Genomic DNA, 13433 nt, shown 5'->3' with positions numbered 1-13433 from the left:
GCCGCGGGCCGGCGGCAGCCCGGAAGCGGGCCGCGCTCAGCCGGCGTGCGTGGAGAACAGGCCCCCGGTCGGCCCCTGCTTGTCCCCGCCCTGCGCCTTCTTCAGCGCGTTGGCCAGCCCCTCGATGGTCATGGACTGGAGGATGACCTGCCCGTTGCCCTCCAGGGTGGCCAACGACAGCCCCTCGCCGCCGAAGACGGCGTTCATGATGCCCTGGCGGTTGAGCCCGCCGATGCGCTGCACGCCGTACTGGATGCCCTCCTCGAAGGCGACGATGCAGCCGGTGTCCACCTCGATCCGGCCGCCGAAGTCGGCCGGGTTGAGGTCGATGAAGTTGCCCGCGCCGGCGATGATCACGGTGCCGGTGCCGGTGAACTTCTCCAGGATGAAGCCCTCGCCGCCGCTCATGCCCTGCCGGCCGCCGGCGAAGGCGATGCCGAACCGGACGCTCTCCTCGGCCGCGACGAATGCGTCCTTCTCGGCGAACCAGGCGCGCGAGCCGTTCAGTTCGAGGGCGCGCATCTCGCCGGGGAGCACCCCGGCGAAGCCGACTGTGCCCTCGCCGCCGGCGGCGGTGAAGTACTGGAAGGCCAGCGACTCGCCGGCCAGGGCGCGCTGGCCGACCTGCATCGCGGTGCCCATCGCCTGGCGCAGCATCCCGCCCATGCCGCCGCCCTGCCCGCCGGGGCCGCCGGCGCCCTGCCGGCTGCCGTTGCCGGGGCCGCCGAGGCGGGTCTCCATGCTGACGTTGGCGGTCTTGAACAGGAACTTGCCCGCCTCGCAGTACACGGTCTGACCGGGGTCGAGGGTGCAGACGGCCATCTGCATGGCGTTGCCGACGATCTGCTGTCGAAGGGTCATGGGCGAACTCCTGAAGGGCGTGCGGGGCAAACCGTGACGAATGGGTGCGAATCCGGCGCGCCGCGGCAATCGCGGTGCGCCGCGCACCGACCCGTCAACGTACCGCCCGCGCGCTTCGGTTCCGCACCGGATCGCCGGAGGTGGCACCGGACCGTGACCCGCGGCCCGGTCCGCGGCCCGGCGGGTCCGCCGCTCCGCCCGGCGGGCCTTCGCCGTCCGGTTGCCGTCCCTGCGCCAGGAGCCGCGCCGGCCGTTCGCCGCCGGTTTCCAGGAAGCGGGCCAGCGGCAGCGTCGCCGCCCCCACGGTGACCGCGTCCGCGCCCAGCCGGCCCAGCTCGATCGACGTCTGCGCGCACGGGTGGTGCAGCGAGTACGCGGCGGCCACCTCGCGCACCGACGGCAGCAGCCGCGGCCCGAGCAGCAGTCCGGCCCAGCCGCCGATCACGATCCGCTGCGGGTTGAACAGGTTGATCAGGTCGGCGATGCCCGCGCCCAGGTACTCCGCGGCCTCGGCGAGCAACTCCGCCACGTCCGGGTCGTGGTCGGCGGCGGCCAGCAGCGCGGCGAGCGCGGTCTCCTCGCTGGCCCCCTGTGGCGCGTCCGGCCACCGGCCCAGCAGCGCCTCCGCGCCGACGTACGCCTCCAGGCAGCCGCGCGAGCCGCACCGGCAGGTCCGGCCGCCGACCCGCAGCGTGGTGTGCCCCCACTCCCCCGCGCTGCTGCTCGCGCCCTGGTACGGGGTGCCGTCGGCGACCACGCAGGCGCCGACGCCGGAGCCGATCAGCGCGATCACCACGTTGCCCGAGCCGCGCCCGCCGCCGAACCACATCTCGGCCTGGCCCAGGGTCTTGGCACCGTTGTCGATGAACAGCGGCAGGTCGGTGCCGGCCCGCAGCAGCCGGCCCAGCGGCACCGCGTCCCAGCCGATGGTCTGGCCGTGCACCACGATGCCGTCGCCCTCGCCGGGCGCGGTGTCCCGCGGGTCACCCTGCTCCACGATCCCGGGCACGCCGATGCCGACGCCCAGCACCTCCCGGTCGTCGATGCCGGCCTCGCGCACCACGGCGGCGATGCCCTCCAGGGCGAGCCGCACCACCAGGTCCACGTCGTGCCCGCTGTCGGACAACGGCAGGTCGGCGGAGGCGCGTTCGGTCAGCGCGAGGTCGAACAGCTCCACCCGGACCCGGGTCTCGCCGACGTCCACGCCGACCACGTAGCCGTAGCCGGCGGCGACCTGGAGCAGGATGCGCGGGCGCCCGCCGTCGGACTCGACGGCGCCCGCCTCCTCGACCATGCCGTCCGCGATCAACTCTCCAACGACGTTGCTGATCGAGCCCGCGCTCAGGCCGGTGTCCCGGCCCAACTCCTGTCGGCTGAGGGGGCCTTCGAAATACAAATGACGCAGAAGCGATGCACGGTTGCCGCGCCGCAGGTCACGCACTGTGCGCTTGGCCCGCTCAGCCATCTTGACTCCCTTCTGCCTCGTCTCGCTGGAACCTATCGCCGTCCAGGGTCTTGACGCCACCTTTTCTCACAAGTTAAATCACGGCCTGAATTAAGACACAGGCGCTGTTCACTTCCTGAAGCGATCCCACCCCTGAGAGGGAACCGTTATGCGCACCAGCAGAGTCTTCGCGGCCACCGCCCTCGTGGCCGCGCTCGGCCTGACCGCCGCCGCATGTGGCGGCGGTTCGAGCGACAGCAACAGCGGCAAGAGCGGCGGCAGCGACAAGGGCGTCACGCTCACGTACTGGGCGAGCAACCAGGGCACCAGCCTGGACAACGACAAGCAGGTGCTCGCCCCGGAGCTGAAGAAGTTCGAGCAGCAGACCGGCATCAAGGTCAAGCTGGAGGTCGTCGGTTGGGCCGACCTGCTCAACCGCATCCTCGCGGCCGCCACGTCCAACGACGGCCCCGACGTGCTCAACATCGGCAACACCTGGTCCGCCTCGCTCCAGGCGACCGGCGCCCTCCTGCCGTTCGACAGCAGCAACTTCACCGCGATCGGCGGCGAGGACCGCTTCGCGAAGTCCGCCATCTCCGCCGCCGGTGCGGCCAAAAAGGACCCGGCCGCGGTGCCGCTGTACTCGATGGCCTACGGCCTGTACTACAACAAGCAGATGTTCGCCGACGCGGGCCTGCAGCCGCCGAAGACCTGGGCCGAACTCGACACCGACGCCAAGAAGCTCACCAAGGGCGACGTGCACGGCATAGCGGTCGAGGGCAGCAACGGCTCGGAGAACATCCACCACGCGTTCGTGCTCGCCAAGCAGCGCGGCTCGGACTGGTTCGACGCCTCCGGCAAGCCGACCTTCACCACCGACGCCAACGTGGCGGCCGTCAAGCAGTACGTCGACTTCATCGCCGACGGCGAGGCCGCCAAGGGCAACGCGGAGTACGACCAGAACCAGACCATCACCGACTTCGCCACCGGCAAGGCCGCGATGATGATGTGGCAGTCGGCCGCGACCTCGATCAAGTCGCACGGCATGACGCCCGACCAGTACGGCGTGGTACCGGTGCCGACCGCGACCGTCGGCGCGACCGGTGACGCCGGCATCACCTCCATGGTGGCCGGCATCAACATGGCGGTCTTCAAGAGCACCAAGCACCAGTCCGCGGCGCTGAAGTTCGTGAAGTTCATGACCAGCACGCCGGAGCAGAAGATCCTCAACAAGGCGTACGGCTCGATCCCGCCGGTGACCGAGGCGCAGAGCGACCCGGCGTTCCAGACGCCCGACCTGAAGACCCTCGCAAGCGTCCTCGCCAACTCCGCGGCCCCGCTGCCGCAGGTCCCCAACGAGGCCCAGTTCGAGACCACGGTCGGCACCGCCGTCAAGGAGCTGTTCGCCGACGCGGCCAGCGGCAAGTCCATCACGACCGACTCCGTCAAGGCCGCGCTGGAAAAGGCGCAGTCGCAGATGCCCGCGTCCTAAGGATCGGCTCTCCTCATGTCTGCCACCGCCCCTCCCAGGAGCGCCTCCGAGGCCGGTCCCGCCGGCGGCAAGTCCGCCGGCCGGGGCCGGCTCCGGCCGCGCATTCCCGCACGGCTGCGCCAAGGCGGCCTGCCCTACCTCCTGCTGCTGCCCGCCGTCCTGCTCGAACTGCTGATCCACATCGTGCCGATGGTCTTCGGCATCCTGATCAGCTTCAAGGGCCTCACGCTCTTCTACATCCGCAACTGGAGCACCGCGCCCTGGACGGGCTTCGACAACTACAAGATCGCCGTCAAGATCCACCAGCCGATCGGCGAGGCGCTGCTGCACTCGTTCTGGGTGACGCTGGAGTTCACGGTGCTGTCGGTCGGCCTGTCCTGGCTGATCGGTACCGCGGCCGCCATCCTGATGCAGGAGAGCTTCCGCGGCCGGGCCGTGATGCGCGCCATCTTCCTGGTGCCGTACGCCCTGCCGGTGTACGCGACGGTGATCACCTGGACCTTCATGTTCCAGCAGAACACCGGCCTGGTGAACCACGTCCTGCACGACCAGTTGCACGTGACGTCGGACAAGTCGTTCTGGCTGATCGGCAGCAACAGCTTCTGGTCGCTGGTGATCGTGTCGGTCTGGAAGTCCTGGCCGTTCGCGTTCCTCGCGCTGATGGCCGGCCTGCAGAACATCCCGCGCGAACTGTACGAGGCCGCCGCGATGGACGGCGCCGGCGTGTGGCAGCAGATCAGGAAGATCACCCTGCCGTCGCTGCGCCCGGTGAACCAGGTGCTGGTGCTGGTGCTGTTCCTGTGGACCTTCAACGACTTCAACACGCCGTTCGTGCTGTTCGGTCCGTCGGCGCCACATCAGGCGGACCTGATCTCGATCCACATCTACCAGTCGTCGTTCATCACCTGGAACTTCGGCGAGGGCTCGGCGATGTCCGTGCTCCTGCTGCTGTTCCTGCTGCTGGTCACGGCGGTCTACCTGCTGTTCACGTCCCGGAAGCGAGGTGACGCCGATGCCTAGGATTCCCGTGCAGCCGTCTCCGATGGCGCAGCCGAAGTCCTTCATCTGGACCCGGCGCATCGTGCTGACCCTGCTGCTGATCTTCGTGCTCATCCCCGTCTACGTGATGCTCAGTTCGTCCCTGAAGAGCTTGTCGGACGTGCAGGGTTCCTTCCAGTGGATACCGCACCACCTGACGGTCAAGCCGTACGTCGACATCTGGAAGACCATCCCGCTGGCGCACTACTTCGTGAACTCGCTGATCGTATCGGTGAGCGCGACGCTGCTGTCGGTCGCGGTGGCGATCTTCGCGTCGTACGGCGTCAGCCGGTACCGCTTCGCCGGCCGCCGGCTGTTCACCGTCACCGTGCTGTCCACCCAGATGTTCCCGGGCATCCTCTTCCTGCTGCCGCTGTACCTGATCTTCGTCAACATCGGCAACTCCACCGGCATCACGCTCAACGGCAGCCGGCTCGGACTGATCATCACCTACCTCACCTTCTCCCTGCCGTTCTCCATCTGGATGCTCGTCGGGTACTTCGACTCGATCCCGCGGGATCTGGACGAGGCGGCGAAGGTGGACGGCTGCGGGCCGATGGGGGCGCTGTTCCGGGTCGTGGTGCCGGCCGCGATCCCCGGCATCGTCGCGGTGTGCGTCTACGCGTTCATGACGGCCTGGGGTGAAGTGCTCTTCGCCTCGGTCATGACCAACGAGAGCACGCGCACACTCGCCGTGGGCCTGCGCGAGTACGCAACCCAGAACGACGTGTACTGGAACCAGGTCATGGCCGCCTCGCTCGTGGTGAGCGTTCCCGTGGTAGCCGGATTCCTGCTTCTTCAGCGTTACTTGGTGGCCGGGCTGACCGCCGGCGCCGTCAAGTGACCCCACCGAAAGGTAACTCGTGAACGACCTGAGCGCTCTTCCCGCGGATTTCCTCTGGGGTGCGGCCACCGCCGCCTACCAGATCGAGGGCGCGGTGGACGAGGACGGCCGGGCCCCGTCCATCTGGGACACCTTCTCCCACACCCCCGGCAAGGTCGCGGGCGGCGACACCGGCGACGTCGCCTGTGACCACTACCACCGCTGGCAGGAGGACCTGGGGCTGATGAAGTCCCTGGGCCTGGACGCCTACCGCTTCTCCGTGGCCTGGCCGCGGATCATCCCGCAGGGCTCCGGCGCGGTCAACCAGGCCGGACTGGCCTTCTACGACCGCCTGGTGGACGCCCTGCTGGAGGCGGGCATCGCCCCCAACGCGACGCTGTACCACTGGGACCTGCCGCAGGCGCAGCAGGACCGCGGCGGCTGGCCCGAGCGGGAGACCGCCGAGCGGTTCGGCGAGTACGCGGCCGTGGTCGCGCAGGCCCTCGGCGACCGGGTCAAGGACTGGACGACCCTCAACGAGCCGCTGTGCTCGGCGTGGATCGGCCACCTGGAAGGCACCATGGCGCCGGGCTGGACCGACCTGACCGCCGCGGTACGCGCGTCCTACCACCTGCACGTCGGCCACGGGCTGGCGGTGCAGGCGCTGCGGGCCGCGCACGGCGACCTGCGGATCGGCATCGTCAACAACCTCAGCCCGTGCCCGCCGGCCACCGACCGCGAGGCAGACATCGCGGCCGCCAAGCGGGCCGACGGGCACACCAACCGCTGGTGGCTCGACCCGATCCACGGCCGCGGCTACCCGCAGGACATGCTGGACCTGTACGGCGTCGAACTGCCGGTCAGGGACGGCGACATGGAGTCGATAGCGGCTCCGCTGGACTGGCTGGGGCTGAACTACTACTTCCCGCAGTACATCACCGACGACCCGACCGGCCCGGCGCCGCGGGCGAAGATGGCGTACCGGCCGGGCGTGCCGCGCACCGCGATGGACTGGGAGGTGGACGCGGACGGCCTGGAGTCGCTGCTGGTCCGGCTCTCGGAGGAGTACGGCGCCCGCAAGGTCTTCGTCACCGAGAACGGCGCCGCCTACCGCGACGTGGTCGGCCCGGACGGCCAGGTCGACGACCCGGAGCGGGCGCAGTACCTGGAGGAACACCTGGCCGCCTGCGCCCGCGCCGTCAAGCGCGGTGTGCCGCTGGCCGGTTACTACGCCTGGTCGCTGCTGGACAACTTCGAGTGGGCGTACGGCTACGACAAGCGCTTCGGTCTGGTGCACGTCGACTACGCCACGCAGAAGCGCACCATCAAGGGCAGCGGCCGGCGTTACGCCGACATCGTTGCCGCGCACCGCCGCAAGGCGCGCCGCGCGGCCTGACCAGCGGTACGACCCGAGGACGCGCCCGTCGGACCTCCGACCGGCGCGTCCTCGCCCTCCGAAGTGGACGCCGTCGTGGACTCCTACGCCCAATCCCAGCTCGACAGCCTCGAAGCCGCGATCCTGGCCGCTGGTGGGATCACCCTCGCCGGCCTCGCCCTCACCCGCAGACTTCCCACCGACCGGCCGACCGAAAAGCAGCCCTGACCCCCACCCGACAGCCTGGCATGCCCCAAACCCATGTCTGCGCCGGGTGGGTCGCCCGGGCACCCGCACCAGGCACCCGACTCAGTGCAGGACCTCCGCCTTCGCCCGCCGGAACTCCTCGTCGGACAAGGAGCCCTTGTCGTGCATCTCGGTCAGGTCGGCCAGTTCCTGGGCCTGCGTCCGCTCCGGTTTCCCACCGCCCAAAGCCGTCTCGCGGACGTAGGTGTCGAATGCCTGCTGCCGCTTCTGCGCGTGCCGTAGCTCACGCTCTCCCATGCCGCGGCCACGACCCACGACATAGACGAAAACCCCGAGGAACGGAAGAAGGATCACAAGAAGCAGCCAGCCCATTTTCCCCCAGCCGCTCATTTCGTCGTCCCGGAAAATGTCGACGATGATCCGGAAAAGCAGGATGAGCCACAGCACGGCTGCGGCGAACAGGAGGATCGTCCAGAAAGCCCCGAGGACCGGGTAATCGCTGGCCAGATACATGTGCTTCATGACTTCCCCTTACCGGAAGTTCGGGCTGCCTCGGCCTCGCAGCACCTGCTCCACTGGGCCGCCGGGAAGCCATCGAGTCCGCGCATTCACTTCGACCACATTCGCACCGACCCCAGTCGCCTGCAACTCTTGCGCCTACCATCCACGGGCCGCGCAGCTCCCGCACATGTACGCCGACCAAGTGTCCGAAAGGAAGCGTCTGATCCGATGCCGACCATCCTGAGTTCAATACCCCATGTCGCGTCGCAGCCCCGTTGTGGCTGTCGTGATATTCGTCTGGGGAGACAAGGGGGCCAGGCGTTTGCATGGCGGTCCAGATTGTCGGCTGCGCGGTTACGGGTGCTGGGCCGGCGACTTCCTGATCTGGCGGGCGGCGCCGTTCCGGGGCACGCTGGTGATGGCTGAGGAGCCGGCGGGTGAGGATCGCGTGACGGAGCCGGGTGATGTCCGTCATGTGAGCAAGCAGGTTGTGGTGGTGCTGATGGTGGCTTCCGGATCGAGGTGTCCGCGGCGCAAGACAGGTGCGAGCGGGTTGTGTGGCCCTTTTCCGTCCCCCGACGCGAGGCGGTGACCGCCAGTGGCAGCCGACGGTTCTGGCGTGCCGCATCTTCCCTCATCAGGGCGGCCAGGCCGAGGAGGCCGGTGGCGAGCGGACGGATCATCCTGATGGCGGCGGCCGGCCGCGGGCAGGGCCCGTTGCGTCGCAGGCGGCGCCTGCGTGCGGGGCTGGCCCAGCTGATGTCCATGCTCGCGGGGCTCGGGCTCGGGCTGCTGGTGCCGAGGATCTCCGGCGGTGCCGACGTTCCGGCCCGTTCGGTGGTCGACATGCTGCTGGCTCTAGGCGTGGGTGTCCTCGGTGCGGTGACGATCATCTTCTCGCTGCTGTTCCTGGTGGTGCAGTGGGCGCACACCAACTTCACGCCGCGTCTGACACTGTTCCGCGAGGCGCCGATCGTGTGGCGGACCTTCGCTTTCGCCATCGGCCTCACGGTCTTCTGCGTCACGGCGGCCCTGACGATCGGCAGCCGCTCGCATGTGTCGGTGGCCGTGCCGGCTCTCACCGCGGTCCTGCTCCTGGTGCTGCTGGCGCTGTTGCGTGTCCTGCAGTTGCGGGCTCTCGTCTCCATTGAGCTCGCCCCGGTACTTCGTCTGATCACCGAACGCGGAGGCACTGCCCTCGACGTTCTCTACCCGTCAGATGGCCTCACAGCAAGGTCCGCGCCTGCCGCGGATTCGGTCCTCGCCCCGATGGTCTCGACAGTCACCTGGCCGAACGCCCCGGCCGTGCTGCAGCAGATCGACGTGGAACGACTGCTGAAGGCCGCGCACGCCGCGGGTGCGGTCGTCGTGCTGGGCAGCCCGCCCGGGTCCACGCTGCGCCGCGGGGCGGCGGTCGCCGATGTGCACGGCTCCGCGCTGCCGGATACCGCTGTGCTGGGCGCGCTGGTGACCGGGGTCCAGCCGACCTTCGATCAGGACCCGATGCTCGCGTTCCGGCTGCTGGCCGACGTAGCACTTCGGGCTATGTCCCCGGCGGTCAATGACCCCGCCACCGCCGTACAGGCACTTGACTGCCTGGAGGACCTACTCGGCGGGCCCGCAGCGAGACGCACCCACCAGGGGGGTCCCCTGCGCGTCGCCGGTCCGGACGGTCAGGTGCGGGTGGTGATCGCGCGGCCGGCCTGGAAGGACTTCGTCCACACGGGCCTGGACGACGTCATCGCAGCGGGGATGAACTCCCCCATGGTCCTGGCCCGGATCCGGACCCTGCTCGGGCGGCTGGCCGGAACGGCCCCGCCACCGGGCCAGGCTCTGCTGGCACACCGCCTCGCATGGGTGGAGACCGAGTTCGCCGAACGGTTTCCCGTCTTCTGGCGGGAAGCCACGGCAGAGGCCCGGTAGTGGTGCCTGAACGCCCGGACGCCCGGACGCCCGGACGTGACGTTCGGGGGCTTTCCGGTCGGCGGCTCCCCCGCCCGGGGCTGCCGCTCCGGTCAACTCCGGTCGGACGGACGCTCGATGAGCCGGCCGGCGGGGTTCTGCATGGCTCGGGCGGGGCCGGCGGCCGGGGCGCCCGCGGCCGTTCCCTCGCCGGGACCCGCGGCGACGAGACGGCCGCGCAGGTAGGTGGCGCGGACCACGCCGTGCCGGGTGCGGCCGGCGTACGCGGTGATCGGATTGCGGTGGTGCAGCCGGGCCGGGTCGACGGTGAAGGTCCGCTCCGGGTCCAGCACCGTGAAGTCGGCGTCGCGGCCGGCCGCGATCGCGCCCTTGGCGGCGTCGAGACCCGCCAGCCGGGCCGGGCCCGCCGACATCCAGCCGGCCACGTCGGCGAGGGTGTGCCCGCGGCGGCGGGCCTCGGTCCACACGGCGGGCAGGCCGAGTTGGAGCGAGGAGATGCCGCCCCAGGCGGCGGCGAAGTCCCCGGTGTCCTTGTGCTTGAGGTCGATGGTGGAGGGCGAGTGGTCGGAGACCACGCAGTCGATGACGCCGTCGGCGAGCGCCTGCCACAGCAGGTCCTGGTTGGCGGCCTCCCTGATCGGCGGGCAGCACTTGAACTCCGTTGCCCCGTCCGGGACGTCCTCGGCGGTGAGGGTGAGGAAGTGCGGGCAGGTCTCGACGGTCAGCCGCGCCCCGTCCCGGCGGGCGGCGGCGATCAGCGGCACCGCGCTCGCGGCGGACAGGTGCAGGATGTGCACCCGGGTGCCGCGCTCCGCGGCCAGTTCGATCAGCCCGGCGATGGCGCGGTCCTCGGCGGCCGGCGGCCGGGAGGCGAGGAAGTCGGCGTACTTCGGGCCGCCGCGCTGCGGGGCGCCCTCGATCAGCCGCGGGTCCTCGGCGTGCACGATGAGCAGGCCGTCGAAGCGCGCCAACTCGTCCATGGCCTCGGCGAGTCGGGCCCGGTCCAGATGCGGGAACTCGTCCACGCCGGAGGGCAGCAGGAAGCACTTGAAGCCGAAGACGCCCGCGTCGTGGAGGGCCTTGAGGTCGGCGGTGTTGCCGGGTACCGCGCCGCCCCAGAAGCCGGTGTCGGTGTGCACCCGGCCGCGGGCGGCGGCGCGCTTGACGTCGAGGTGCGCGGCGGTGGTGGTGGGCGGCACGCTGTTGAGCGGCATGTCCACGACGGTGGTGATGCCGCCGGCCACGGCGGCCGCGGTGGCGGTGGCGAAGCCCTCCCACTGCGCGCGGCCGGGGTCGTTGATGTGCACGTGGGTGTCGACCAGGCCGGGCAGCAGCACGTCGTCGCCGAGGTCGGTGCACCGGGCGCCCGGCGGCAGCGGCGCGTCGTGCGGCAGCACCGCGGTGATCGTGCCGGCCATGAAGACCACCGCCGCGGGGCGTTCGCCCTCCGGGGTCACCACGCGCGTCGAGCGCAGCACCTGCTCCTCCACCACACGGCCTCCGTCGTCGGGGAAAATTCAACGTTCTGTTGACGGCCATGGTGGGTATCGTTCCCCGGGACGTCAAGGGCGGTAGGATTCCACAGAGCGAAAATCCGCTTCCGCCAGCGGCGGGCGCCGGGGCTGCGGTCCCGCCCGGGCGGACCGCCGCGAGGGTCCACCGCGAACGAGGAGAACGTACGTGCCTGCTGACCGCACCGGAGGCGTCCAGTCGCTTGAACGCGCCTTCGACCTGCTGGAGCGGATGGCCGACGCGGGCGGCGAGGTCGGACTGAGCGAACTGTCGGCCAGCAGCGGGCTGCCGCTGCCGACCATCCACCGCCTGATGCGTACCCTGGTGGACTGCGGCTACGTCCGCCAGCAGCCGAACCGGCGATACGCCCTCGGGCCCCGGCTGATCCGGCTCGGCGAGAGCTCGTCCCGGCTGCTGGGCACCTGGGCCCGCCCCTACCTGGCGGAACTCGTCGACGCGACCGGCGAGACCGCGAACATGGCACTGCTCGACGGCGACGAGGTGGTGTACGTCGCGCAGGTGCCCTCCCGGCACTCGATGCGGATGTTCACCGAGGTCGGACGGCGGGTGCTGCCGCACTCCACCGGCGTCGGCAAGGCGCTGCTGGCGCAGGTCCCGCCGGAGCAGGTGCGGGCGCTGCTCGGGCGGACCGGGATGCCGGCCGCGACCGAACACACCATCACCGACCCGGACGCGTTCCTCGCCGAACTCGACCGCATCCGGGGTCTGGGCTACGCCGTCGACGACAACGAGCAGGAGACCGGGGTGCGTTGCCTCGCGGTCACCGTGCCCGACTCCCCCACCGCCGCGGCCATCTCCATCTCCGGCCCGGCCGGGCGGCTGACCGAGGCGGCCACCGACAAGATCGTGCCCGTACTGCACGACGTGGCACGGCAGTTGGCGCGGGCGCTGGCGACCTGAGACCGGACCCGCCACCCGGCCGCACGCCGGGCTCGGCACGGCCGGCACCGGTCGGGCGCGGCCGGCAGCGCGGTTGGCAGTGCGGCCGTCAGTACGGCCGGGCCTGCGCTCGGGGTCACGGCGGGGCGAGCCGTTCGACGGCCTCGCGCAGCGCGTCGAGCGGGGCGGTCAGCGCGCGGACCGAACCGATCACCGCCGCGACCAGAAGTAACGAATGGCGGATCCGCTCGGAGTCCGCCGGGCCGGGCGCCCGGTCCACGGCGCCGGCCACGCGGGCCAGCGCGTCGAGTTCGTCCTCGGCGACGGCCCGGTCGGGCAACATCGGCCGATACGCGATCAGTTCCCGGCGCATGCGTCCGACCGCGTCCGCCAGGTCCGCGCCCGGCCCGCTGCCGACCGTACCGCCGCGCCCGTTCTCGAGCACCTGCGACTCCCCCACCACCACGTACACCCCACCCTCGCGTCGGATCCCACCCGGGCGCTTCCCCGCCACGGCTCGCCCCGGGGCCGATCAGTTAACGCGACTTGACCCTCATTGCGCCACTCCGTCGGCAATATTCGCGCGTATTCCGGTACCGGGCGCGGAGCGCTCCGCCACCGCGTGCCAGACCGTGAGGTCGAACACCGCGGCCGCGTGCGGAGTCTGACGGAACGGAACCTGACGGAACGTCACCATCGCGGTGGTGGCGCCGTCGACGGACCGCACGCACAGCCGCGTACCCTCGCGCAGCGAGCCGGCGTCGACCGACTTCACCTGGACCGCGCGGGCCGACCGGCAGGTGGCGGCGGTCGACGGGCTCCCGGCGGCGACCAGGGCGAGGATGTCGCGGGAGCGGTCCACGGTGAACGCGGAGGCGTCCCCGGTGAACCCGAAGTCACCGCTGTACGCGCCGGAGCTGATGGTCGGCGGGTCGGCGCGCAGTGACATTCCGTCACCGGCGGGCAGCCGCAGCTGCTGGTACACGAAGCCGCTCTCCGGCGGTGCCCCGGTGGCGTCTCCGCCGGGCGGCGGCGACGTCGGCGCGGGCGACGCCGGAGACGACAGGGAGGGCGACGGCTGTGGCGCACCGGCCGCCGGTGGCCGTGCTCCCATGCTCGGCTTACCTCCGCCGTCTCCCGAGGACAGCGCGACCGCGGCGGTCGCCACCACCGCGAACCCGGCGACCGCGGCGACCACTCCGACCGCCTTCCGCCGCTTCCTCGGCAGCGGCAGCGGCACATGCACGTACGGCGCCCGCGGCCACTGCTGCGGGTGCCACAGGTACCCGCCGTGCGGTGCCCCCGCGGCGGGCCCGTTGTGCGGCGGGCCGGGCCGACCGGGCGCCGGGGCGTGCGC

General features: G+C 71.0%; 12 protein-coding genes and 1 pseudogene. 7 read left to right on the top strand and 6 right to left on the bottom strand.

The genetic code is table 11. From position 1 onward, the window contains the following. Positions 1-36: 36 nt before the first annotated feature. Positions 37-861 (bottom strand): AIM24 family protein, encoded by an 825-nt coding sequence (locus AC13HU_RS17160; protein WP_328470931.1) that lies wholly within the window; start codon positions 859-861, stop codon positions 37-39. A gap of 94 nt (positions 862-955) precedes the next feature. Then, on the bottom strand, positions 956-2326 hold the full coding sequence (locus AC13HU_RS17155) for an ROK family transcriptional regulator (protein WP_483042748.1): 1371 nt from the start codon (positions 2324-2326) through the stop codon (positions 956-958). A gap of 148 nt (positions 2327-2474) precedes the next feature. Between AC13HU_RS17155 and AC13HU_RS17150 the strand changes: the two genes are divergently transcribed. The 5 genes from AC13HU_RS17150 to AC13HU_RS17130 all read left to right on the top strand — a co-directional run bounded on the left by AC13HU_RS17150 (position 2475) and on the right by AC13HU_RS17130 (position 7261). Beyond that, on the top strand, positions 2475-3797 hold the full coding sequence (locus AC13HU_RS17150) for an ABC transporter substrate-binding protein (RefSeq protein WP_483042747.1): 1323 nt from the start codon (positions 2475-2477) through the stop codon (positions 3795-3797). Positions 3798-3812: 15 nt separating this feature from the next. Continuing rightward, positions 3813-4817: a carbohydrate ABC transporter permease gene (locus AC13HU_RS17145; RefSeq protein ID WP_483042746.1), complete on the top strand. Its 1005-nt coding sequence runs from the start codon at positions 3813-3815 to the stop codon at positions 4815-4817. Then, positions 4810-5679 carry a carbohydrate ABC transporter permease gene (locus AC13HU_RS17140; protein WP_483042745.1) on the top strand — a complete coding sequence of 290 codons (870 nt, stop codon included), beginning with the start codon at positions 4810-4812 and terminating at the stop codon, positions 5677-5679. The genes AC13HU_RS17145 and AC13HU_RS17140 overlap by 8 nt, the downstream gene beginning before the upstream one ends. A gap of 19 nt (positions 5680-5698) precedes the next feature. Continuing rightward, positions 5699-7054: a GH1 family beta-glucosidase gene (locus AC13HU_RS17135; protein WP_483042744.1), complete on the top strand. Its 1356-nt coding sequence runs from the start codon at positions 5699-5701 to the stop codon at positions 7052-7054. 63 nt (positions 7055-7117) lie between these two features. Continuing rightward, positions 7118-7261: a hypothetical protein gene (locus AC13HU_RS17130; RefSeq protein ID WP_483042743.1), complete on the top strand. Its 144-nt coding sequence runs from the start codon at positions 7118-7120 to the stop codon at positions 7259-7261. Positions 7262-7342: 81 nt separating this feature from the next. Here the strand turns inward: AC13HU_RS17130 and AC13HU_RS17125 are convergent, their stop codons facing one another. Then, positions 7343-7762, bottom strand: coding sequence for an SHOCT domain-containing protein (locus AC13HU_RS17125; RefSeq protein WP_483042742.1), 420 nt, complete (start codon positions 7760-7762; stop codon positions 7343-7345). 642 nt (positions 7763-8404) lie between these two features. Here AC13HU_RS17125 and AC13HU_RS17120 point away from each other — a divergent pair. Further along, positions 8405-9664, top strand: coding sequence for a DUF2254 family protein (locus AC13HU_RS17120; RefSeq protein ID WP_483042741.1), 1260 nt, complete (start codon positions 8405-8407; stop codon positions 9662-9664). A gap of 92 nt (positions 9665-9756) precedes the next feature. On the opposite strand, the gene allB is transcribed toward AC13HU_RS17120, so the two are convergent. Then, a complete protein-coding gene (allB, locus tag AC13HU_RS17115; protein ID WP_483042740.1) occupies positions 9757-11157 on the bottom strand; it encodes an allantoinase AllB in 1401 nt (466 codons plus the stop codon). A 187-nt stretch (positions 11158-11344) separates the two neighbouring features. Between allB and AC13HU_RS17110 the strand changes: the two genes are divergently transcribed. Then, positions 11345-12097: an IclR family transcriptional regulator gene (locus AC13HU_RS17110; RefSeq protein WP_483042739.1), complete on the top strand. Its 753-nt coding sequence runs from the start codon at positions 11345-11347 to the stop codon at positions 12095-12097. Positions 12098-12212: 115 nt separating this feature from the next. On the opposite strand, the gene AC13HU_RS17105 is transcribed toward AC13HU_RS17110, so the two are convergent. Both AC13HU_RS17105 and AC13HU_RS17100 read right to left on the bottom strand, forming a co-directional pair. Beyond that, positions 12213-12521 carry a DUF5955 family protein gene (locus tag AC13HU_RS17105; RefSeq protein ID WP_483042738.1) on the bottom strand — a complete coding sequence of 103 codons (309 nt, stop codon included), beginning with the start codon at positions 12519-12521 and terminating at the stop codon, positions 12213-12215. A gap of 108 nt (positions 12522-12629) precedes the next feature. Beyond that, a pseudogene (locus AC13HU_RS17100) lies at positions 12630-13433 on the bottom strand (hypothetical protein); the annotation flags it as partial.

The organism is Streptomyces sp. NH27 (assembly GCF_056859195.1).
The sequence above is the reverse complement of the archived record's forward strand: the minus strand, read 5'-3'. Positions and strand labels throughout refer to the sequence as shown.

Bases quoted from the DNA above. Each gene is read 5' to 3' on its own strand.
- AC13HU_RS17145 (WP_483042746.1), top strand. From the start codon at position 3,813: ATGTCTGCCACCGCCCCTCCCAGGAGCGCCTCCGAGGCCGGTCCCGCC.
- AC13HU_RS17140 (WP_483042745.1), top strand. From the start codon at position 4,810: ATGCCTAGGATTCCCGTGCAGCCGTCTCCGATGGCGCAGCCGAAGTCC.
- AC13HU_RS17150 (WP_483042747.1), top strand. From the start codon at position 2,475: ATGCGCACCAGCAGAGTCTTCGCGGCCACCGCCCTCGTGGCCGCGCTC.
- AC13HU_RS17160 (WP_328470931.1), bottom strand. From the start codon at position 861: ATGACCCTTCGACAGCAGATCGTCGGCAACGCCATGCAGATGGCCGTC.
- AC13HU_RS17125 (WP_483042742.1), bottom strand. From the start codon at position 7,762: ATGAAGCACATGTATCTGGCCAGCGATTACCCGGTCCTCGGGGCTTTC.
- AC13HU_RS17155 (WP_483042748.1), bottom strand. From the start codon at position 2,326: ATGGCTGAGCGGGCCAAGCGCACAGTGCGTGACCTGCGGCGCGGCAAC.